Annotated in this window: 16 protein-coding genes; 10 read left to right on the top strand and 6 right to left on the bottom strand. The window is 65.6% G+C overall.

Annotation, left to right across the window (positions count from 1 at the left end; all coding sequences use genetic code 11):
* Nucleotides 1-76 precede the first annotated feature (76 nt).
* On the top strand, nt 77-1,072 hold the full coding sequence (locus U0177_RS08445) for an ATP-binding protein (protein WP_409570167.1): 996 nt from the start codon (nt 77-79) through the stop codon (nt 1,070-1,072).
* Between the two features lie 39 nt (nt 1,073-1,111).
* Here U0177_RS08445 and U0177_RS08450 read toward each other — a convergent pair whose 3' ends face one another.
* A complete protein-coding gene (locus tag U0177_RS08450; protein WP_409570168.1) occupies nt 1,112-1,888 on the bottom strand; it encodes a response regulator in 777 nt (258 codons plus the stop codon).
* Between the two features lie 177 nt (nt 1,889-2,065).
* A complete protein-coding gene (locus U0177_RS08455) occupies nt 2,066-5,896 on the bottom strand; it encodes a HEAT repeat domain-containing protein (protein WP_409570169.1) in 3,831 nt (1,276 codons plus the stop codon).
* Between the two features lie 138 nt (nt 5,897-6,034).
* On the opposite strand from U0177_RS08455, the gene U0177_RS08460 reads away from it, so the two are divergent.
* On the top strand, nt 6,035-7,144 hold the full coding sequence (locus tag U0177_RS08460; protein ID WP_409570170.1) for a DUF3524 domain-containing protein: 1,110 nt from the start codon (nt 6,035-6,037) through the stop codon (nt 7,142-7,144).
* A gap of 64 nt (nt 7,145-7,208) precedes the next feature.
* Nucleotides 7,209-8,354, top strand: coding sequence for a DUF3048 domain-containing protein (locus U0177_RS08465; protein ID WP_409570171.1), 1,146 nt, complete (start codon nt 7,209-7,211; stop codon nt 8,352-8,354).
* 2 nt (nt 8,355-8,356) lie between these two features.
* Here the strand turns inward: U0177_RS08465 and recR are convergent, their stop codons facing one another.
* From recR to uvsE, 4 genes are all read right to left on the bottom strand, one after another.
* Entirely contained in the window at nt 8,357-8,974 is a 618-nt protein-coding gene (gene recR / locus U0177_RS08470; protein ID WP_409570172.1) for a recombination mediator RecR, read from the bottom strand.
* Nucleotides 8,975-9,363: 389 nt separating this feature from the next.
* Nucleotides 9,364-9,669 (bottom strand): YbaB/EbfC family nucleoid-associated protein, encoded by a 306-nt coding sequence (locus tag U0177_RS08475; protein WP_409570173.1) that lies wholly within the window; start codon nt 9,667-9,669, stop codon nt 9,364-9,366.
* The gene (dnaX, locus tag U0177_RS08480; RefSeq protein ID WP_409570174.1) at nt 9,666-11,450 is read right to left on the bottom strand and encodes a DNA polymerase III subunit gamma/tau; all 1,785 of its coding nucleotides are present in this window, start codon (nt 11,448-11,450) and stop codon (nt 9,666-9,668) included. Before dnaX ends, U0177_RS08475 begins: the two co-directional genes overlap by 4 nt.
* 94 nt (nt 11,451-11,544) lie before the next feature.
* Nucleotides 11,545-12,501 (bottom strand): UV DNA damage repair endonuclease UvsE, encoded by a 957-nt coding sequence (gene uvsE, locus U0177_RS08485; RefSeq protein ID WP_409570175.1) that lies wholly within the window; start codon nt 12,499-12,501, stop codon nt 11,545-11,547.
* Between the two features lie 169 nt (nt 12,502-12,670).
* Between uvsE and U0177_RS08490 the strand changes: the two genes are divergently transcribed.
* From U0177_RS08490 to U0177_RS08520, 7 genes are all read left to right on the top strand, one after another.
* Nucleotides 12,671-13,594: a DUF4349 domain-containing protein gene (locus U0177_RS08490; protein ID WP_409570176.1), complete on the top strand. Its 924-nt coding sequence runs from the start codon at nt 12,671-12,673 to the stop codon at nt 13,592-13,594.
* A 983-nt stretch (nt 13,595-14,577) separates the two neighbouring features.
* Nucleotides 14,578-14,796: a hypothetical protein gene (locus U0177_RS08495; protein WP_409570177.1), complete on the top strand. Its 219-nt coding sequence runs from the start codon at nt 14,578-14,580 to the stop codon at nt 14,794-14,796.
* A 168-nt stretch (nt 14,797-14,964) separates the two neighbouring features.
* Nucleotides 14,965-16,467 carry a type I restriction-modification system subunit M gene (locus U0177_RS08500; protein WP_409570193.1) on the top strand — a complete coding sequence of 501 codons (1,503 nt, stop codon included), beginning with the start codon at nt 14,965-14,967 and terminating at the stop codon, nt 16,465-16,467.
* A 6-nt stretch (nt 16,468-16,473) separates the two neighbouring features.
* Entirely contained in the window at nt 16,474-18,399 is a 1,926-nt protein-coding gene (locus tag U0177_RS08505) for a DUF4268 domain-containing protein (protein ID WP_409570178.1), read from the top strand.
* Nucleotides 18,396-19,913: an N-6 DNA methylase gene (locus U0177_RS08510; RefSeq protein WP_409570179.1), complete on the top strand. Its 1,518-nt coding sequence runs from the start codon at nt 18,396-18,398 to the stop codon at nt 19,911-19,913. Before U0177_RS08505 ends, U0177_RS08510 begins: the two co-directional genes overlap by 4 nt.
* Nucleotides 19,914-19,988: 75 nt before the next feature.
* Nucleotides 19,989-20,822, top strand: coding sequence for a restriction endonuclease subunit S (locus U0177_RS08515; RefSeq protein WP_409570180.1), 834 nt, complete (start codon nt 19,989-19,991; stop codon nt 20,820-20,822).
* On the top strand, nt 20,819-21,220 hold the full coding sequence (locus U0177_RS08520) for a hypothetical protein (RefSeq protein WP_409570181.1): 402 nt from the start codon (nt 20,819-20,821) through the stop codon (nt 21,218-21,220). Before U0177_RS08515 ends, U0177_RS08520 begins: the two co-directional genes overlap by 4 nt.
* Nucleotides 21,221-21,280 lie beyond the last annotated feature (60 nt).

Here is a 21,280-nt window from a genome sequence, read left to right on the forward strand (position 1 = left end):
CGCCCAAGCCGCCGAACGCGCCAGGGCATGGTACAATGCCGCCGCACGCGGCTCGTCCGCCGCGCCAGGAGCAAGCATGATCACCACAAACCCTTTCACCGAGCGCGGCCGCATCACCAATGCCGAGCGCTTTGTCGGCCGCTGGAGCGAGCTCGGGCTGGTGTTCGAGCGGCTGGAGGCCACGCGGCCGGTGCTGATCGCCGGCACGCCGGGCATTGGCATGTCGTCGCTGCTGACGCATATCACGCAGGCAGCTGCGGTGAACCTGGAAGTGCCCGAGCTGCGCGCCTATTATCTCGACCTATACGCGGCCGAGGGCACGGCGCAGGTGTACGCGACGCTGGCGCAGGCGCTGGGGCAGCGCGGCGATACGCTCGCGGCGCTTGAGCTTGGCCTGGTGGCGGTGGGTGACCCGGTGCTGGTGTGCCTGGACAACGCGCACGCCGCGCTGGCGGCTGGCTGGGGCGAGGGGCTGCTCGAGGCGCTGGCGCGCGTCGCGCGCGGCGGGCAGCTGCTGCTGGTGTTGGGCCTGCGAGGCGCGGCGCCACAGCTCAGCGAGCGGTTCGCCACCTTGAAGCTCGGGGCATTCGCGCAGACCGAAGTGCGCCTGCTGGCCGAAACCTACCTCGACGGTACCGACGTCAGCTTTTCGCCGGCCGAGCTGCGCGACCTGATCGAGCTGAGCGCGGCTCACCCGGCGTATGTTCAGCGCGCGGCTTTCTACCTGTTTCAAAGCAAGCTCGATGCGGCGTTCGACTGGCGCGCCGCCTACCGCGCCGAGGTGCGTGATCGGCCGGTGCCCGGCGCGCCGCTGCCGGCGGCGGTGTTTGAGGGCGGCGGCCCGAGCCAGATCCAGCGTTCGAGCTATGGCGATACGGCCGAGGCCCGCGCGGCCCAGCCGCAGCAGCTGCGCCCGCTGCCCGAGATGCCGCCGCTGGTCAATATGCTGGTCGCGGTTGCGGCCGCGCTGCTGGGCTACCTGGCGAGCGGCAGCTGGCCGATCGCGCTGGTGCTCGGGCTGGTGGCAGTGGTGGCCTACACACTGTGGGCGCGGCCGCGCCGCGCGCCCTAGCGCGCGGCCACGCCTTCATTAAACCAGCGCAGCCGAGCGCTAGAGCATATAGGCAACAACGATCAGGGCGACCAGGATCAGGCCGACCAGCACGGCATAGTGCAGCTGCCGGCGCTGCCAGGGGTGCATGCGCGCCTGGTCGTACAGCGGCGCCAGATCGAGGCGCAGGTGCTCGCCGTAGAGCGTGATCGCGCGGCGCAGCTCGCGGCGCGGGATGTACGTCCAGTTCTCCTGCTCGATCGCCTGAAGAAACTCCCAGCGCACATTGCATGCGCGCTCGGCCTGGTGCAGGGTCAGGCCGCATTCCAGGCGCACCGCGCGCACCTGCTGGCCGCTGCGCGCCGGCTGGATCGGCCGGTCGGCGGGAGGGCCAGGCTGCGGCAGCACGCTCTCGGCCGGGGCGGGCCAGGCCGGCGCGCCGCCGGCTAGCGCTGTGGCAAGCGCCGGGGCCGGCGCCGCGCGCCGCAGCACCGCCTCGATCCGCGCGTGCAGCTGGGCCATGCTGAAAGGCTTGGTCAGGTAATCGTCGGCCCCGGCATTCAGCCCGGTCACAATGTCGACATCCGCGCCTTTGGCCGTCAGCATAATCACCGGCACCTGCGAGCAGGCGCGGATCTGCCGGCATACCTCCCAGCCGCTGATCCCCGGCATCATGACGTCGAGCAGCACCAGGTTGGGCTTGTCGGCCATCAGCCGCGGCAGCGCCTGAAGCCCATTCTGCAAATAGCTGGCCTGGTAGCCGAACTCGGCCAGCTGGTAGAGCAGCAGCTTGCCAATCGCCGGCTCGTCGTCAACCACCAGTATGCGCGTTGCCATTTCGTTATCCTCAGGAACTTACGCAGTTGGCGTGCTCTGCCTTCGGCAGAGCGGCGCTTTCCATTTGGACCTGTGTCCATTTTCCGCGCACAGCGCGGAAAATGGACACACGATGCTGCCGCAGGAACCACGCACGGCTTCGGGAAGCCGAACAGCGCAACTGCGTAAGCCATAATCCTACTGCAATGTCAGCTTGGCCTGCAGAGCCAGCAGCGCGCTGTCGCGGATGGCGGTGGGCTGCTTTTCGTCTTCGGCGAGGCGGCCGATCGCAACCCAGGCCGGGTGGCCGCCCAGCACGCCCAGCGCCTCGACGCAGCGAATGCGGATGGGCTGCGCCAGGTCGCCACGCAGCGCCAGCCGCACCAGCGAAGGCACCGCCGCCTGCCAGCGCAGCCTGCCGAGCGCCTGGGCGGCCAATGCGCGCAGCTGCGGCACATCGTCTTCGGTTTCGAGCAGCCGCAGCAGCAGCGGCGCGGCGGCTACGTCGCCGGCGAGGTACTCGATCAGGCGCAGCCGCAGCGCCGTCGGCCACTCGCGCTCGGCCAGCATCGCGCGAAGATCCTCCGGCGAAGCGTCGGCGCCGATCAGCGCCTCGAGCGCGAGCAGCCGGAATGGCAGCGCGCCCTGCTGCAGGTAGCTCATCAGCAGCGGGCGGTAGTCGCCGCCGCCGATCCGCAGCAGCGCTCCGGCCGCCTGCAGGCGCAGCGCGTGGTCGGCGCCACTCTGCTGCGCTATCGCCACCAGCTTCGGCGCGACGCTCGCATCGCCCAGGTCGGCCAGCGCATCGATCGCCGCCTGGACGATCGCGCCGCTGGTGTCCTGGCAGTACTGCAGCATGAGCTGCAGCGCCTCGTGGTCGCGAGCGCGGCCAAGCGTGCGCAGCGCGCCGATCACCAGCGGGGCCGGGCGCGGCTCGGCGCGCAGCAGCTCGCGCAGCATCCGGCGGCCCTCGGGGCTGAGCTGGTCGGGGAGATAATCGGCGGCCAGGCCGCGCAGGTTAATCTCTTCGCCTGGGTCGGCGGCGATGCGCAGCAGGATCGTCTCGGTGGTCGTGTCGTTCAGCAGCCCGAGGCCCAGCGTCGCCTGGGCGCGCAGGTGGCTATCGACGGCGCGGTCCTCGGCGAGCTGGCGCAGCAGCGGCAGGGCAGTGATCACCCGGCGCTGGCCGAGCGCCTCGGCCAGTGCGCCACGGGTAAAGGCGTCGAGCGCCGGGTTCATCAGCGCCCGCAGCATCAGCGGCTCGCCGGCCTCGGAATTGGCAAGGTGCTGAATCACCAGCCAGCGCGTCAGCGGGCTGATCTCGCCGGCTTCGAGCAGGTAGCCAAGCACATCGGTATCGTTCGGCCCGCCTGTCTCGGCCAGCGTGGCGATCAGGTCGGCCGCCGCGCCGCCGGCGGTGTCGTCGAGCAGCGCGCCGAGCAGCGCCGCGCGCGCCGCGTTGCCGCCTAGCGCCACCAGCGCCTGGGCGGCCGCCACGCGAATACGGTCGGCCTCGGCGGCCAGAAACTCGCCCAGCGTGGTCGGCTGAACTTCGGGCGTCACGGCGTTGGCCTGCATCACCGCGAGCTGTTCGATAATGCGCGGCGGCACGGCGCTATTGTCGAGGCTGGCTTCGATCGGCTGCTGCAGCAGGCGCGGCGCGAGGCCACGGCCGAGGCGCGCCTGCGCTTCGGCGCCGAGCAGCCGCGCCAGCACATCGCTGGCGCGCGCGTCGCCGATCTGCCCAAGCGCGCGCAGCGCCGCGCGGGTGAGCGCCGGGTCCTGGTAGGCGCGCTCGAGCAGCGCCAGCAGCGGCTCGGTGGCCTCGGGCTTGCGCAGCGCGCCCAGCGCATCGCAGCATGCTTCGAGCAAGACGCGCGACGTGGCTGCGGTTTCGACCAGCCGCACCAGGTCGCGCAGCGCCGGCTCGTAGCCAGCGGCGCCCAGCGCGCGGGCAACTGCGGCGCGGCCCACCTGCGAAAGCTCGCTGCGGCCAAGCAGCAGGTGCAGCTCGGCGTGGCCGGGCGCTTGCCGGCCCAGCGCGCCGATCGCGTAGAGCCGGACAAACAGCGGCAGGCGGGTGTCGAGCGCGCACTGGGCCAGCTGGTGCGCGGTGCTCTCGCTGAGGTTCTGCCCAAGGCTCTGGATCGCCGAAAGCCGCAGCTCCCAGTCGGCTGAGCGGTCGAGCGCGGCGCGGCCCCAGGCAATCGTGGCGCGATCGGGGGCGATCTGGCCGATCGCGCCCAGCGCAGCCTGGCGGATGTCGGGGTCGGGGTCGTCGGCGATGCGTTCGATCAGCGGCGCGGAGCTCTGCTGCCCGATCGTGCCTAGCAGCTCGAGCGCTGCGCTGCGGATTGGCGCGGCCAGCGCCGTGTCGCCGGCCAGCGCGGTGGCCGCGCGCAGCCTGCGCGCGTCGTCGGCCTGTGCGGCCAGCGCGCGCAGTGCGGCCTGGGCCATGGCCGGGTCGAGGGCGGCGCGCCGGCCGGTGTCGCGCAGCGCGTGCAGGTAGATCCAGCGCGCCAGCACGCGCTCATCGGATGGGATCGGCGCCGAGATCGGCAAGTTCAGGTCGTCGCGCTCGATCAGCCAGTCGGCTAGCTGCCAGCCGAACGCCGCTGGCGTGCCCGCGTGCAGCGCCAGGCGCAGCGCGCGCGTGGTGGCCAGGTCGGCCGGCAGCAGCGCGAGCAGGCGGTCGAGAAACTGGTAGACCGCCGGGTCGGCCGCGATCGCGCGCTCGAGCGCGGTGTCGAGCGCAGCCATGCACTCGTTCAGCAGGTACACGGCGCGCGCGCGCGTCGGGCCGGGGTACTCGCGCGCCACCTGCGCCAGCGCGGCGACGATCCGCAGCGCCCAGGCGGGATTCTGCGGGGCGCGCTCGCGCAGGCAGCATGCCAGGATCAGAATATGCTCGACGCTCTGGCGCGCCATCTCCCACAGCCGCGCGTACAGCGGCGCAGGGTCGTCGAGCAGCGTCGCCAGGAACAGCGCGAGCTCGCGCTGCTCGGGCAGCTCGACGTGGGCCAGCAGGTCGACGCGGTCTTCGGCCGCCAGCTGGCGCGCGGCCAGGTAGCGGCGGATCAGCGGGTGCCTGAAGTACAATCGGCCGTGCTCGCCCTGCACGACAAGCTCGGCCGGCGCGCGCGCCGGGCGCTCGTCGTAGGCTGCCAGCAGCTGCAGATCCGACACCAGCGGCGAGTTTTCCAGCCGCTCGGCCGGCGTCTCGAGCACCTGGGCCAGCGCCTGGGCATACAGCTCGGCGCGCGACTGCGCGATGCCGACGATCGGCGCCAGCCAGGCCAGCAGCGCGATCTCGAACAGGCGCTCGCCGAGCGGCTGCAGCGGCCGGTGTGGCCCGAGCACGCTGTCGATCGCGGCGCGGTGCTGCGGCGGCGTCAGGTGCTCGATCCAGGCGGTTAGCCCCGCCGGCGTCAGCCGAGCAATCGCCACCGGCGCGAACTCGGGCCACGGCGGCTCGTCTTCCGGCACGGCCACCACCAGATGCATGGTAGAATCACTGGCGGCGTGCTGCTGCAGCGTGGCGCGCCACGCCAGCCTGCGCTCGAGCGCCAGCTCGTCGAGGCCGTTGACGAGCACCACGGTGGAGCGGTATGCCGGCGGCTGCTCGGGCTGCGCGCGGCGAAACAGCGAGCGCTGCGGCACCACCGGCGGAACCGCGCCAGGCCCGGCGTTGCGCAGGTAGTTCGCCAGCAGCACGTCGGGGGGCGCCTCGCCGTTGTCGATGTGTTGCAGCCGCACCAGCACCGGCGCGCTGGCCGAAGGCTCGGCGCCGGTGGCCCAGCGCAGCGCGTACTGCAGCATCGCCAGCTGGCGGCCGCTGCCGGATGCGCCGGCCAGCGTCAGGTGGCGGTGCCGCTGAAGCAGAGCTTCGAGCCGGCACGGCGCGCCGTCGGCGTCGGCCAGCTCGAGCGGCAGATCGGCCAGGCCCGGCAGGCGATGCAGCAGCAGCTGCCCGGCAATATCGCTCGCCAACATCTGGTGATAGCTATCCAGGCCAGGCGGCTGACGCAAGCGTTCCACTCGATTCAAGGCGACCATAGCGTGCTCCATCCGGTTCACGAACAGTGCGCTCATGGTACCCACGAACGCCGCGCGCGAGAAGCCGGGCAAATTACATCGGCATTACAGCAACTTTGCGATCGGATCACAATGCGTATCCTGTGGCTCGATCCCTTCCATAGCGGCTCGCACGCCGCCGTCGCCGACGGCTATATCGCGCATAGCCGCCACGATGTCGCGCTGCTGGCGCTTTCGGCGGCGGGCGGCTGGCGCTGGCGCATGCGCGGCGCGGCGGTGACGCTGGCGCGCATGCTGCGCGAGCGCCCGCAGCACTTCGACCTGCTGGTTGCCACCGATATGCTCGACCTGGCGACGTTCCTCGGGCTGACGCGCGACCTGCTGGGCGATCTGCCGGCGGTGCTGTATGTCCACGAGAACCAGCTGACCTACCCGCTGCCGCCCGGCCGCGCGCGCGACATGGCGTTCCCCTGGATCAACTACACCAGCGCGCTGGCCGCGCACACGGTCTGCTTCAACTCGGCGTTTCACCGGCAGGCATTTCTCGAAGCGCTGCCCGGCCTGCTCGGGCGCTACTACGATCACCAGGAGCTCGATCTGATCGATACGATCGCGGCCAAGGCGCGCGTGCTGCCGCCGGGGATCGACCTGGCGCGGCTGGATGTGCCCGCGAGCCGCCGGGCCGAGCATCAGCCGGATACGCATGGCTCGCGGCCGCCGCTGATCCTCTGGAATAGCCGCTGGGAGTACGACAAGGGGCCAGAGCTGTTTTTCGCGGCGCTGCGCGCGCTGGAGGCGCGCGGCGTCGATTTTCGGCTGGCGGCGCTGGGCGCGCACGTCGACCCGAACGAGCCGAATTTTCGCGCGGCGCGCGAGTGGCTCGGCCCGCGCGCGCTGGCCTGGGGCTACGCGCCGGGCGCGAGCTACCGCGATTGGCTGTGGCGCTCGGATGTGGTGGTGAGCTGCGCGACCCAGGAGTTTTTCGGCATCAGCGTCGTCGAGGCCATGTACTGCGGCTGCGTGCCGATCCTGCCGCGTCGGCTGAGCTACCCCGAGCTGCTGCCCGCCGCCGAGCACGCCGCGTGCCTCTACGACGGCCACGACGACCTGGTCGAGAAGCTGCACGCCGCTATTCTCGGCCTGCCCGCGCTGCGCGAGCGCGATTTCCGCGGCGCGGCGGCGCGCTACGACTGGAGCGTGCTCGCGCCCGAGTACGACGCGCTATTCGCCAGCGTGGCCTGAGCGCGGCTATGGTACAATGGGGCGCCTGGCCGATAGCCCATACGTCGCATGCAAAGGAGCCCCGATGCTCACCCCGAAGTCTGCCCGTCTGTTGATGCTTGTGCTGCTCAGCGGATCGCTGCTGGCTGCCTGCGGCGGTGCGCCGGCCGCTCCTGCGCCCACTACGCCGCCCGCGCCGGCTACGTCGCTGCCGCCAACCGCCGCGCCTACGGCTGCTCCCACCGCCGCGCCTACGGCCGCGCCTACGGCTGCGCCCACCGCCGCACCCGCCGCAACCGCCACGCCCGAGCCGGTGGCGCCGACGGGCGCGCCGGGGCTAGCGCGCGGCAGCGTGCGCAAGCGCCCGCTGGTGGTGATGATCGACAACCACCCCGACGCCTACCCGCAGAGCGGGATGGGCCAGGCGGCGCTGGTGTTCGAGGCGCTGGCCGAATTTGGCGTCACGCGCTTCATGGCGGTGTTTGAGCCGGGCGTTACGCCCGAGGTTGCCAAGATCGGCCCGGTGCGCAGCACGCGGCTGTATTTCGCGCAGTGGGCCATGGGCCTGCACGCGCTGTACGCCCACGCCGGCGGCTCGCCCCAGGGCCTCGAGCTTGTCGAGAGCACCGACCAGCTGGTGAACCTCGACGCGCTGCACAGCGGCGGCAGCCAGTACTTCGCGCGCTCCGACGATCGCGACGCGCCGCATAACCTGTACACCAGCAGCGCCTGGCTCGAGCAGGCCGCCGCAAACCAGGGCGTGAGCGACCTGAACGACCCGGCGATCGGCTTTGTGTTCAAGCCCGACGCGGCCGAGAGCCTGCGCCCGCGGCAGCAGCAGCTGAACTACTTCTTCATCTACCAGGAAGACGACGCCGGCTGGACGTACGACCGCGCGACGAATGGCTACCTGCGCCTGCGCCGTGGCCAGCCCGCGCGCGACGCCGAGACCGGCAAGCAGCTGTGGACGAAAAACGTGGTGGTGATGGAGGTTCAGGAGGCCAAGATCCCCGACGATCCGAAGGGCCGGATCGAGCAGGCGGTGGTTGGCGAGGGCCGCGCGCGCGTCTTCGCCGACGGCGTCGAGCGCGAGGTGCGCTGGCGCAAAGACGCGCCGGCCGGGCAGCTCGGCTTTTTCGACACCGACGGCAGCGAGGTGCGCTTCAACAGCGGCCCGGCCTGGATCGCGGTGCTGCCCGCGCTCGATAACCTGACCGTCACCGGAACGTAGCCCTACAGCTCGCGCCGGCCCTCAAGCGCCGAGCCAAGCGTGGATGGGTCGGCCCACTCCAGGTCGCCGCCGGTCGGCAGCCCGCGCGCCAGGCGCGTCACCTTCACGCCCAGCGGCGCCAGCGCGCGGTGCAGGTGAAACGACGTCGCCTCGCCCTCAAGGTTCGGGTTCGTGGCCAGCAGCACCTCGTCGACCTGCTCGGTGCGCACGCGGTCGACCAGCTCGTCGAAGCGGATGTCTTCGCGGTTCATGCCCTCGAGCGGCGCGATGCGGCCGTGCAGCACGTGGTACACGCCGCGCCAGGCGCTGGTGCGCTCGATCGCCAGCACGTCCAGCGGCTCCTCGACCACGCAGATGCGCGCCTGATCGCGCGCGGGGTTGCTGCAGATCATGCACGGGTCGCTCACGGTGATGTTGAAGCAGCGCGAGCAGAAGCGCACGTTGTCTTTCAGGCTGGCCAGCGCCTCGGCCAGCGCGTGGGCCTGCTCGTCGGGGGCGCGCAGCAGAAAGAACACCAGCCGCGAGGCCGTCTTCGGGCCAATGCCGGGCAGGCGGTTGAACTCTTCCATGAGCCGCGCCACCGGCTCGATCAGCCCCTGTTGTTCGAAACCATTACTCATATCAGTTTTGTCTGTTCACTTGGGCCAGGTAGCGCCCGCACGGCTGCGCTCCCGGTACAGCGAGGCTGCAGCCTGCGGCAGCTCGGTAGCTGGCCATCCGGGGTTCGGGGGCGGCTTCGCCGCCCGAATTCTTTTTGTGTTGCAGTGCGTGGCTTTGCCACGCACTGCAACACAAACTATAAGCGATCAAGCGAACAGCGTATAATACCAAATTCGCTTGATGACTTACACTTTGGTGGGGGTTTGGGGGCGGCTTCGCCGCCCCATTTCTTTTCTTGTGCGGCGCCCGGCTTGCCGGGCGCCGCACAAGAAAACACAAGTAATCAAACGGAGTTGGTATAACACGGTACGGGCGAGAAATTGCGCCGGTACGCATGCGATGCAGCGCGCTAGAACAGGCCCGGCATCTTCATGCCCTGGGTGAGCGGGCCCATGCGCTGCTCGGCCAGCGCCTGCGCCTTGGCGCTCGCGTCCTTCACGGCGGTGACGATCAGATCCTGCAGGGTGTCGACATCCTCGGGGTCGACGACGTCGGGCGCGATTTTGATCGACAGGATCTCGCGGTGGCCGTTCATGGTGACGCTGACATAGCTGCCGGCGTTGCCCTCGACGGTGGCGTTGCCGAGCTCTTCCTGGATCTTGGCCATCTGCTTTTGCATCTGCTGGGCCATCTGCTGGAGCTGGCGCGGGTTCATAGTATCTCCTTTTGTTCGATATCGACAATATCGGCGTCGAAAATATTGATCGCGGCTTTGATGTGCGGGTCCTTGCGGCTGTCGCGGATCTGCTCGCGCCGCACGTTCGGGCTCTCGCGGTGCTGGGCCTCGGCCACGCAGCCAATGCGATAGTTCGCGCCCATGTGCTTGCTGAGCACCTTTTCGATCAGGCGGCGCGGGTTGGGCTGCTCGATCCGCTTGATCTGCCACTCGTTCTTGACCTCGAACACAACCATGTCGTCTTTGATGTCGATCGGGCGCATGCCGTCGCTGCTGGTCATCAGCACGAACAGCGTGCGATCCTGCGCCTTGATGCCTAGCAGCACGTCTTGCCAGACGCTCTCGATCCGCTCGAGCAGCTCGGCGGCGGCGTTGTCCGACGCGATCGCGCTGGCGTCGGCGGGCGGCAGCGTCGGCGCGGCGTGTGGTGGCGGCGCTGCCTGTGCCGGCTCGGACGCTGGCGCCTCGGCCGGCGCGGCGTGTGCTGGCTCGGGCAGGGGCGCCTCGGGCGCGGCGGGGCGCGACTGAACAGGCGCCGCGCGAACCTCGGGCGCCGGCGCGGGCGGGGCGGCGCGCGACTGAACAGGCGCGGGCGTTTCGGCCGGCGGGCTGGGGCGCGGCGCGGGCGTGGCGGGGCGCGCTGCCGGCACGGCGGCGCGCGGGGCGGCGGCGGGCTGGGGCGCGGCACTCGCCTCGACGATCGCCAGCTCGAGCGGCAGCTGGCCGTAGGTGCTGGCGCGCAATTGCTGGTCGAGCCCGCTGAACAGCTTCACCCAGCCGAGCAGCGCGCCCAAGTCGGCGGCGGCGGCTTGGCGCTGCAGCTGCGCGATCTCATCTTCGGTCACCTCGAGCAGCGTGGGCACACCGCCGGCCTTCAGCAGCAGCAGCGCGCGCAGCCGCTCGACCAGATCGCGGGTGAACTGGCGCAGGTCGGCGCCCTGCTCGGCCACGCCGTTGAGCGCGCGCAGCGCGCCGGTAAGATCCGCCGCAATCAGCGCCTCGGCCAGCGCGGCAACCTCCTGGGCCTCGGTGGCGCCGAGCAGCCCCTGCACCTGCGCCAGCGTGATCGTGCCGCTGCCGTAGGCCATGAGCTGATCGAGCAGGCTCAGCGCGTCGCGCATGCTGCCGGTGGCGGCGCGGGCGATCGCCTCGGCCACGCCGGGCTCGAGCCGCACCTGCTCTTCGGCGGCCACGGCGTGCAGGTGCGCGGCGGTGGCGCCGACAGTGTGGCGACTGAAGGTGAAGCGCTGGCAGCGCGACAGGATCGTGGCCGGCACTTTATGGTTCTCGGTGGTGGCCAGAATGAACAGCGCGTGCCCCGGCGGCTCCTCAAGCGTCTTCAGCAGCGCGTTGAACGCCGCCGTCGAGAGCATATGCACTTCGTCGATGATGTAGACTTTGTACGCGCCGCTGGCGGGCCGGAACTGCACGCGCTCGATGATCTCGCGCGCGTCTTCGACGCTGGTGTGCGAGGCTGCGTCCATCTCGATCACGTCGACGGCGCGGCCGTCGGCGATCGCGCGGCACGAATAGCACACGCCGCAGGGGCGCTGCGCCGGCTCGGCGCTGCAGTTCACCGCCTTGGCCAGCAGCCGCGCTACCGTGGTTTTGCCGACGCCGCGCGGCCCGGTGAACAAGTAGGCGTGCGCGATCCGGCCCTCGGCGATGGCGTTTCGTAGCGTCTGAACAATATGTTCCTGGCCGACCAGCTCGCCGAATGTCTGCGAGCGATAGCGGCGATATAGTGCCTGGGAAGCCATGCGCGCTCTCTTGTGCGTGTGCACCGGGCATTATACCCCAGGCCAGAGTGGGTCGCAAGCACAGATTTTCGAGATACCGGGCGGCTCGCGCGCGCTAGCGCGTGGCCGGCAGCTCGGGCGCGTAGCGCCGCAGGTCGTCGCGCAGCTGCAGCAGCGCCAGGTCCTTGAGCTTGCTCTCGAGCATGATGTCGAAGTCGCGGGCGCCGGCCGCGCCGCGCAGAAAGCTGATGAACTCGAACGGGTTGATGTAGTCGGAGTGGCCGCTCCATACCGGCCGCGCCTGCACCAGCTCGGTTTTGCCGGTGTGGCGGTTCTTGCGCTCGAGCGTGCGCTGCTCGGTGCGCGGCGAGCTGTAGTGGATCTTGGGCGTCACGCCGGCGGGCCACGTCGCCAGGCACATGCGCAGCGCCTCGTGCTGATCGAGGCCGGCGCGGTTGACGCACCAGTGGTGCAGGTAGTCGAAGACCAGCCGCACGCCGCTGCGCTCGTGGATCCACAGAATATCGTCCACGCCGTAGCGCGTGTCGTCGTTCTCGAGCACCAGCCGGCGCCGGGCCGGCTCGGGCAGCCGCGCATAGGCGCGCACCCAGCGCTCGCGGCCGGCCGCGAGGTCGCCATACACGCCGCCGACATGCGTCACCACCACGGCCTCCGGCCCCTGGCCCATGGCGTCGAGCATGCGCGCCTGCGCGTCGAGGTCGCGCATGCTCTTGTTCACCAGGTCGTCGTCGGGGCTGTTCAGCAGAATGTACTGCGAGGGATGAAACGAGAGCCGCAGCCCCTGCGCGCTGGCGGCCTGGCCCAGGCGCGCCAAGTCGGCGGCGCACTCGTCGAGCTGGCCGTGAAACTGCGGCAGGTCGGGGTGCGTGAGGTACGGCGCGATGTCTGAGCTGATCCGGTACATCGTGATGCCCATGGCGCCCAGGTACGCGAAGATCGCCTCGAGGTAGCCGAGGCTGACGCGCAGGTGCGGCGCGCTCTGCCAGCGCCGCGCGTCGTTCGAGGGCAGGCCCGGCTGCCCTAACACTTTCACCGCAAAGCCCAGGCGCATACACAGCCCTTTCTCGCGAGCCGCAGGCGCGGCAAGCGCGCAGTATGCAAAGATCATGCCGCCAGGCGGAACCACAGCGGCCGCGCCGCCGTCATTTCAGCAGCGAAATACTTTCGGCGCGGCTACAGGCGCAATCGAGCGCGCCGCTATGTGGGTGAGGAGCATACCAATGAAGCACAAACGTCTCATCGCTCTGATCGGGTTGGCGCTGCTGCTGGCGGCCTGCGGCGCCTCGTTCGCCCAGCGCGCCGGCATGACCGCCGCGGCGCCTACCGCGGCGCCCGCAGCCGAGGCGCCAGGCGCGCCGGCGGCAATGTCGGGCGGCGCCAGCGCGCTCGAAGGCTACAATAGCGGTTCAAACGTACCGGCCAAGCAGACGGATGCACAGGCGCCCGAGCGGCTGGTGATCAAAACTGCCGACATCTCGCTGCAGGTTGCGAGCGCGCGCGACGCCGAAGCCCAGCTGCGCGCGCTGGTCGGCCAGCTCGGCGGCTACGTCGTGAAAGTCGAGACCACCGGCGCCGACGAGCAGATGGCCTCGCGGGTGATCTTCCGCGTGCCGGCCGAGCGCTTCGAGCAGGCGCTGACGGGCGCGCAGGGCCTGGCGCAGAAAGTGCTCGCGCGCACCGTCGGCGGCGACGACGTAACCGAAGAGTTTGTCGACCTCGACTCGCGGCTGCGCAACCTCGAGGCCACGCGCGACCGGCTGCTGGCGTTTTTGCAGAAGGCCGAGAGCGTCGAGGACGCGCTGAAGGTCAACGATTCGCTGACGCAGATCCAGGGCGAGATCGAGCAGATCCAGGGCCGCCGCCAGTTTCTGCAGCGCAGCGCGGCGCTCGCCACTATTAGCGTGTATCTGTCGCCGGTGCCGACGACGCCGATCCTCGCGGAGGATGGCTGGCAGCCGATCGTGGTAGCGCGCGGCGCGCTGCACGACCTGCTGGCGTTCGGGCAGGGCCTGGCAAACCTGGCGATTGTCGTGCTGGTGTGGCTGCCGGTGTGGCTGCCGCTGCTGCTGGCGGCGCTGTGGTTCGGCCGCAGGCGGCGCCGCCGTGGCCAGGCCGCGCCGCCCAGCACGCCCGAGGCGGCGTAGCGCTTCGGCGCCGCGTGGCGTAGGTGCCGCCGCCGCCGCCGCGCTGGAATGCCGCGCGCGCCTACGACCCGCGCGCGAGCAACCGATTACCAGTGCTCTACACGTTCTGTGAAGCTTGTCTACACGTTCTGTAGGCTCGTCTATCATTTTGTAAGACAGGCTACACGTTCCTGTAGGCTCGTCTACATGTTTGTAAGACGAGCCTACACGTTCTGTAGGCTCGTCTACATGTTTGTAAGACGAGCCTACACGTTCTGTAGGCTCGTCTACATGTTTGTAAGACGAGCCTACGGTTCTGAGCGGGAAGATTTTATGCTGCAAACACCGGGGCTCGTGCGATGGCGGTTACCTCACCCCCTAGCCCCTCCCCTGCCGGGGAGGGGAAAGGCGGCGCGGTGGTTTCGGCAAAACGAAGCCCTATCCTGCAGGGGAGGGGAAGGCAGCGCGGTGGTTTCGGCAAACGACCCGCTACATTTGCCTACCTCTCCCCCTGCCAGGGGAAAGGCAGCGCGGTGGTTTCGGCAAAACGAAACCGCTACGTGCGCACATCTCTGGTGCTAGGGGAGGAAAAGACGCGTGGCGGTTGCGACAAGCCTGCTTATACGCTGCAACAAAGCGGGGACATGATTTATGCGTATCCTCAGCAGCCCACCGAGCGTTTATGCCGTTAGGTACATCAAGTAGAGCGCGTACTTTATAAATAGGAGTTACACACTTGCCCTGTTCGGCTTCCCGAAACCGTGCATGTTGCCTGCGCTTTTGATCATCGTGTGCAGTTTTTCCGCGCTCCGCGCGAAAAACTGCACACGATACAGAGCATATAGTACCGCTCCGCCGAAGGCTGAGAGCGCCACCTGCGTAAGTCCTTGAAATATTCGCGGCAGCCCGAATGCGTTGGAGCGCATGTTGCCGCTTGTCGTATTCCGCATACCTATGCTATATTTGTCAGGAGAAGACGTGTCATCACGCGCGACGGCGTACCTATGAAGAACGACGCTGCCATCGACACTAGCTTGATCTCCACGGCTCCCTCGCTTGCAGCCACACTTTCGGCCCCTCTCGCTCAGAACTCTGCTGCGGTCTACCTGGCAAGCCTCGGCGCGGGCTCGTGGCGCACCAAGCGCACGGCGCTGAATATGATCGCCAGTCTGGTCGGTATGGGCAATGTACTAGATGCTGAGGGCATGGCGTGCGAACTCTAGCAGTACTGAAGCATACGAAAGAGCACTATGCCGACTGTTCGGAAAATAAATCCGCCTGGTGCCACCGAGACAAAGAAGAGTCTACCCATGGCTCATGGCAACGCTTCAAAACCAGCTCGCCTGGAAAAAGCCGCTAGTCCATCGCCGCAGTTCCAAGGCCAGCTTTCTATGTTCCAGCTTTCGCTCTCCGAGCTAGAAAATCATCTCTTCGAAGCTGCGAACATCCTGCGTGGGCCTGTCGACGCAGCGGATTTTAAGACGTACATCTTTCCACTGCTGTTTTTCAAGCGCATCTCTGACGCCTACGATGAGGAAACCCAGCTCGCTCTAAACGAGTCTGACGGCGACCACGAGTATGCACAGTTCCCTGAAAATCATCGTTTCCAGCTACCAGAGGGCTGCCACTGGAAGGATGTACGAGCCAAGACAACCAACGTCGGCCAGGCGATCCAGTATGCTCTCCGCGAGATCGAGAAGGCTAACCAGCAGACGCTGTACGGTATCTTTGGGGATGCACAGTGGTCGAATAAAGACCGGCTCTCGGATGCGCTGCTGTGCGATCTGATTGAGCATTTCTCGCAGCTTTCGCTTGCCAATCGCGATGTTCCCGCCGATGTGCTGGGCCAGGCATATGAGTACCTCATCAAGAAATTCGCGGATGCGACGAACAAAAAAGCCGGCGAGTTCTACACCCCGCGCAGCGTCGTCCGCCTCATGATTCATATGCTTGATCCCAGGGAAAGTGAGGCGATCTACGACCCGGCCTGCGGCACGGGCGGCATGTTGCTGGAGGCAGTGCATCACGTTCGCGAACGCGGCGGCAACATTCGAACGCTCTGGGGCAAGCTCTTTGGCCAGGAAAAGAACCTGACAACTTCGGGTATCGCTCGCATCAACCTGTTCTTGCACGGCGTCGAGGATTTTCAGATCGTTCGCGACGATACGCTGCGCAGCCCAGCTTTCTTTGTGGGCGATCGTCTGGCGAGCTTCGACTGTGTGATTGCCAATCCACCGTTCTCGCTGGAGCAGTGGGGCGATGAGCTGTGGCTCAAGGATCCGTATGGCCGCAACTTTGCCGGCCTGCCGCCGCGAACCAGCGGCGACTATGCGTGGGTCCAGCACATGCTCGTCTCAATGGCGCCGAAAACTGGGCGCATGGCCGTCGTACTGCCCCACGGTGTGCTATTCCGGATGGGCGCTGAAGGTGAGATCCGGAAGCGTATCGTCGAGCGCGACCTGCTTGAGGCAGTGATTGGCCTGGGGCCAAACCTGTTCTACGGCACCGGCCTGGCTGCCTGCATCCTGGTGTTTCGCGCACGCAAAGCAGACGAGCGCCGCGGGCAAGTGCTGATGATTGATGCCTCGCGGCTCTTTAAGAAGGGCCGCAACCAGAATACCCTTGAGCCAGAGCACAGCGTGCAGATCTTTGAGTGGTATAGAGCCTACCGCGATGTCCCCGGCGCGGCTCGCGTAGTCGCGCTCGACGAGATCGCCCACAACGACTGGAACTTAAACATCCCGCGCTATGTTGAGCCGGTCGCACAGGAAGAGACGATAACTGTTGCAGAGGCGCTGATCAACTTGAAGACTGCCCTGGCGGATGCGTACGCCGCTGAAGATCGGCTGAACATACTGCTCAACCAAGCTGGACTCACTAGCGAAATAAGGTAGAGTGCCATGCCTACAGCGATTACTGATCTTCTACGGGGAAAACCCGAGCCAGTTACTGCAACGCTAGGCGCAAATATCAAGGACGTTCTGGCGGAAATGATCAACCACAACTATAGCCAGCTGCCTGTTGTCGACGACGAGGGCAAGCCAATTGGACTGATCACCAGCGACTCGATTGTGCGTGCTTTACACAACTTTGGAGTGAAAACCGAAGAGCTCTCGGTCAAGGATGCGATGCTCAAGAAGCCGGCGACCTACTATCCGAATGATGATGTCTTCGACCTGCTCGATGACCTTAAGACTGACGAGGTCATCCTGATTATCGATGCCCAGGGCAAGCTGATCGGCGTCATCACGACCTATGACACGACGACCTATCTTCGCCGGCGCTCCGAGGATATTATGGTGGTGCGCGAGATTGAAGAGATGGTCAAGGAGTATATAAAGGCCAGCTTCAAGGACACGGTCGGCAACGTTGATCAGCAGCAGATCAACAAATCAGTTGAGGAGATTACCCCTTCCAATGCGGCAGATAAGAACAAGTTTCGCAGAGCCATTCAACACTACCTGACCCAGCAAGGTTCGCCGACGCCGCAGATTGATCAGGCGGCTTTGGATGCAGCATTCACTACACACCTCTACTACAAGCCTCCAGCGCGGCCATTCGAGAGGCTAACGCTTGGCGAGTATGTCAACCTGCTGTTACACGACAATCGCTGGAAAACATATAGCCCCGTGTTTGGCCTTGATCGAGGAGCGGTTCGGCGCCTACTCGATCGGGTGCGTGATACGCGCAATGCACTCGCCCACTTTCGTGATGAATTTATCACTGAAAAGGAGCGAGAAGAGCTGCGCTTCTGCAAAGAGTGGCTGGCTCGCCACGAGAAGGCTGTCAACCTAGCCTTTGGTATAACCAACGGTACGGGGGTTACGCGCAATCCTAGCAGTGTGAATACCAACGAGCAGCCGGTGCCGGTGACTGGTGACGATGCAGCTCCCATTGGCACTCCGACTGATTCCACCACGAGCTCGCACGGTACGCGCGAGGGCGGTCAATCTTCTGCAGATATACCTGCAACACCCAAAGATAGTATGTCTCGGCCAACCGCGGATCCTGCTGTATTGAGCGGGGAGCTGGCGCCAGAGCCTATTGATCTGACGACCACCACAGCGACTGGGCGCTATGCACCGCTGGTTCGGCGCTTGATCGCGCAGCCTGCTAGTGTCGATAAATTGTCGCTCACATTTGATGAGATCGATGCGTTACTGGGCGAGCACCAGCTGCCTGATTCGGCGCGCAAGTATCGCGCCTGGTGGGCCAACGACACGGTTAGCCATGCTCACTCTCAGCAATGGCTCGAGGCTGGCTGGCGCGTAGCGAATATTAATATGTCTGAGCAGCGGGTCGTATTTGCGCGCATTACCGACAACGAGCAGAGCTTTCTTACATTCTTCACCGCGCTTCAGGAAGAGCTGGAGCGCGCGGCGCCGGGAGAGTTCCGTATGGCATCGTCGGGCGGGCGCTACTGGCTGACCGTGGATTACCTGCGGGCTGGCAACAAGACTGTAGCCACCTTCAACTGCTCGTTCACTCGCACCAAGCGCTTTCGGATCGAGCTGTATATCGATACGTATGATCAGAGAACAACCAAGCAGCTGTTCGATGGGCTGTATGGGCGGAAAGAGCAAATTGAGAGCCAGGTGGGCGAGAAATTGAGCTGGGAGCGGCTTGATGAAAATCGTCCGTCGCGGATCGCGCGCTATTACCCTGGCAGTATCACCGATACCACAGGGGCGCTGACGAATCTGCGCGCACGGGCGGTAGAGGCGGCCCAGCGCTTCGTGCCCGTGCTGCGCCAGCACCTTACTGAAATCATCCCTGATGTGCTGGGCAGCTCTGCGTCTGAACCTGTTCCGGAGACGATACAATGACCATGGCCTTCCAGCACATGCCAATCTCGCAGCAGCAGCTTGAGTCGTACCTCTGGGGCGCGGCGACGCGCTTGCGCGGTGTGATCGACGCTGGCGACTATAAGCAGTTCATCTTTCCGCTGCTGTTCTTCAAGCGCCTCTGTGACGTCTACGACGAAGAATACCAGCGTGCGCTGGATGAGTCGGATGGCGATATCGATTATGCCAGCTTCGACGAGAATCATCGCTTCCGTATCCCCGCCGGCGCACACTGGCACGACGTGCGCGCTGTAGTCAGCAATGTTGGCCAGGCGATCCAGAGCGCGATGCGCGAGATCGAGAAGGCGAATGAGCGGCTGTACGGCATCTTCGGCGACGCACAGTGGACCAACAAGGATCGGCTCTCCGACGCAACGCTGCGCGACCTGATCGAGCACTTCTCGACCTACACCCTCTCGATCGCCAATGTGCCGGAGGATGAGCTTGGCCAAGCCTACGAGTACTTGATCAAGAAGTTTGCCGACGACAGCGGCCATACCGCTGCCGAGTTCTATTCGAATCGAACCGTGGTTCACCTGATGACGCTGATGCTGGAGCCGCAGCCTGGCGAGAGCATCTACGATCCAACCTGCGGCTCGGGCGGCATGCTGCTCTCGGCGGTGGCCGAGGCGCGGCGGCGGGGGGCTAGCCAGGATTGGCGCACGCTCAAGCTGTACGGCCAGGAGCGCAACCTGATGACATCGGCGATCGCGCGCATGAACCTGTTCCTGCACGGGATCGAGGATTTCCGGGTCGAGCGCGGCGATACGCTGGCCGAGCCGAAGATACTGGAGGGCGACCGGCTGAAGCAGTTCGACGTGGTATTGGCGAACCCGCCGTACTCGATCAAGCAGTGGAACCGCAAAGCCTGGGAGAAAGATCCGTACGGCCGCAACCTGTATGGCACGCCGCCACAGGGCCGCGCCGACTATGCCTTCTTCCAGCACATTGTTGTGAGTATGAAGCCGGCATCTGGCCGCTGCGCGATCTTGTTTCCGCACGGCGTGCTGTTCCGCGACGAGGAGCAGCACATGCGCGCCAGGTTGGCCGAGCAGGATATTGTGGAGTGCGTGCTGGGGCTCGGGCCGAACCTATTCTATAACTCGCCGATGGAGGCCTGCGTGGTGATTTGCCGGACGCGCAAACCGGCTGAGCGGCGCGGCAAAGTGCTATTCATCAACGCGGTGAATGAGGTAAGCCGCGAGCGTGCGCAGAGCTTCCTGGAAGAAGGCCATATTCAGCATATCGCTGCAGCGTATCGAGCGTTTGCCGACGAAGACGGCTTCGCGCGTGTTGCCTCGCTCGACGAGATTCGCGCCAATCAGGCGAACCTGAACATCGCACTCTACGTCCGCCCCGCCGCCAATAGGAATGGCGACGGGCAGACGGAGAAGTCCCTCGCTACGGTGATTGCCGAATGGCAGCACAGCTCGCGTGCTCTGCGTGAGTCGATGGACGAGCTGTTTGCAACGTTGGAGCGGGCTGGTGTTTCCTAGGATAGATGTGCATATTTGGATCCTCATCTCAGATTCACCCCAGGAGCCTGTACTGAAATCGACGCGAGGAAATGCGTGACTGTTGATACCACTGTCAAGGCCCAAACACGAACTGAGCTTCGACCCGGCTGGCGCGTCGTGCGCTTCGGTGATGTGGTTCGCAACGTAGATGTCAATGAGCGCAACCCGCGAGAGGCTGGGATTGAGCGCTATGTTGGGCTGGATCACCTCGATCCCGAATCTCTCCATATCAAACGATGGGGCCTGGTCGAAGAAGGGACGACGTTCACACGGAAGTTCACTCCAGGACAAGTGCTCTTCGGCAAGCGCCGCGCCTACCAGCGTAAGGCTGCGGTAGCGGCATTCGATGGCATTTGCTCGGGAGATATTCTAGTCTTCGAGCCATCGAACGGTGAGCTTATCCCTGAACTTCTGCCGTTCCTTGTTCAGTCGGACGGCTTCTTTAACCACGCACTCGGTACATCGGCTGGCTCACTCTCACCACGCACCAAGTGGAAAGACCTTGCCGCGTACGAGTTCGCTCTGCCGCCCCGCGACGAGCAGCGCCGCATCGCCGAGATCTTGTGGGCGGCGGATGAGGCGATCCTTAAGGCCAAAGGCGTTGTGCAAGCCTTAGGGCAATATCGTTCGATCTTCTTTGAAACCACGATTGAACAAGGCTTGAAGAATGGTTGGTCTCAAGTAGCCTTTGGTTCTTTATGGAAGGCTAGCCCACAAAGCGGTTACTCTGCTGTGCCATCTACCCACGAAACTGGCCATTATGTGCTCGCTCTTTCGGCACTAACACCGCGAGGCTATCAAGAAGGTGAGTTGAAATCGGTAGAGACCTGGTATCTTAGGCAGGACGAGTATGGATCGAGTATCCTAGACCCAAAGGCGATCTATTGATTTCCCGTTCAAACACGCTCGAGCTTGTGGGTTTAGCTGGGATATTTGATGAAGATCGTGAAGATGTTTCTTTTCCAGACACGATGATGTTGGTTCGTGTTGACGAAGCAAGAATCGACAAGCCCTTCTTGATGCATTTTCTCTTATCAAGAACGGGCAGGTCTCAAATGCAGCGTATAGCAGCGGGTACAAGCGCTAGCATGAAGAAGATAAATCGTGTTGGATTATCCTCAATCAAAATACCTCTGCCCGAGCTAACAGTTCAGAAGAATGTAACGGAGCTAATCAGAAAATGCAGCAGCAGCATGGAATATGCTGAGGCCAAACTAACTCAGACACGTACTCTCTACCACGCACTACGTGAAGGTTTCAGCCGTGATGGCTTCAAGAACATATAAAAGCCGATTCAACGAAGCTAACTCCGTCGAAAACTGCATAGGTGACCTCTCCCCGCCGCT

The sequence above is a fragment of the Kouleothrix sp. genome (genome assembly GCF_046328425.1).
In the GTDB taxonomy this organism is placed as follows: Bacteria; Chloroflexota; Chloroflexia; order Chloroflexales; family Roseiflexaceae; genus Kouleothrix.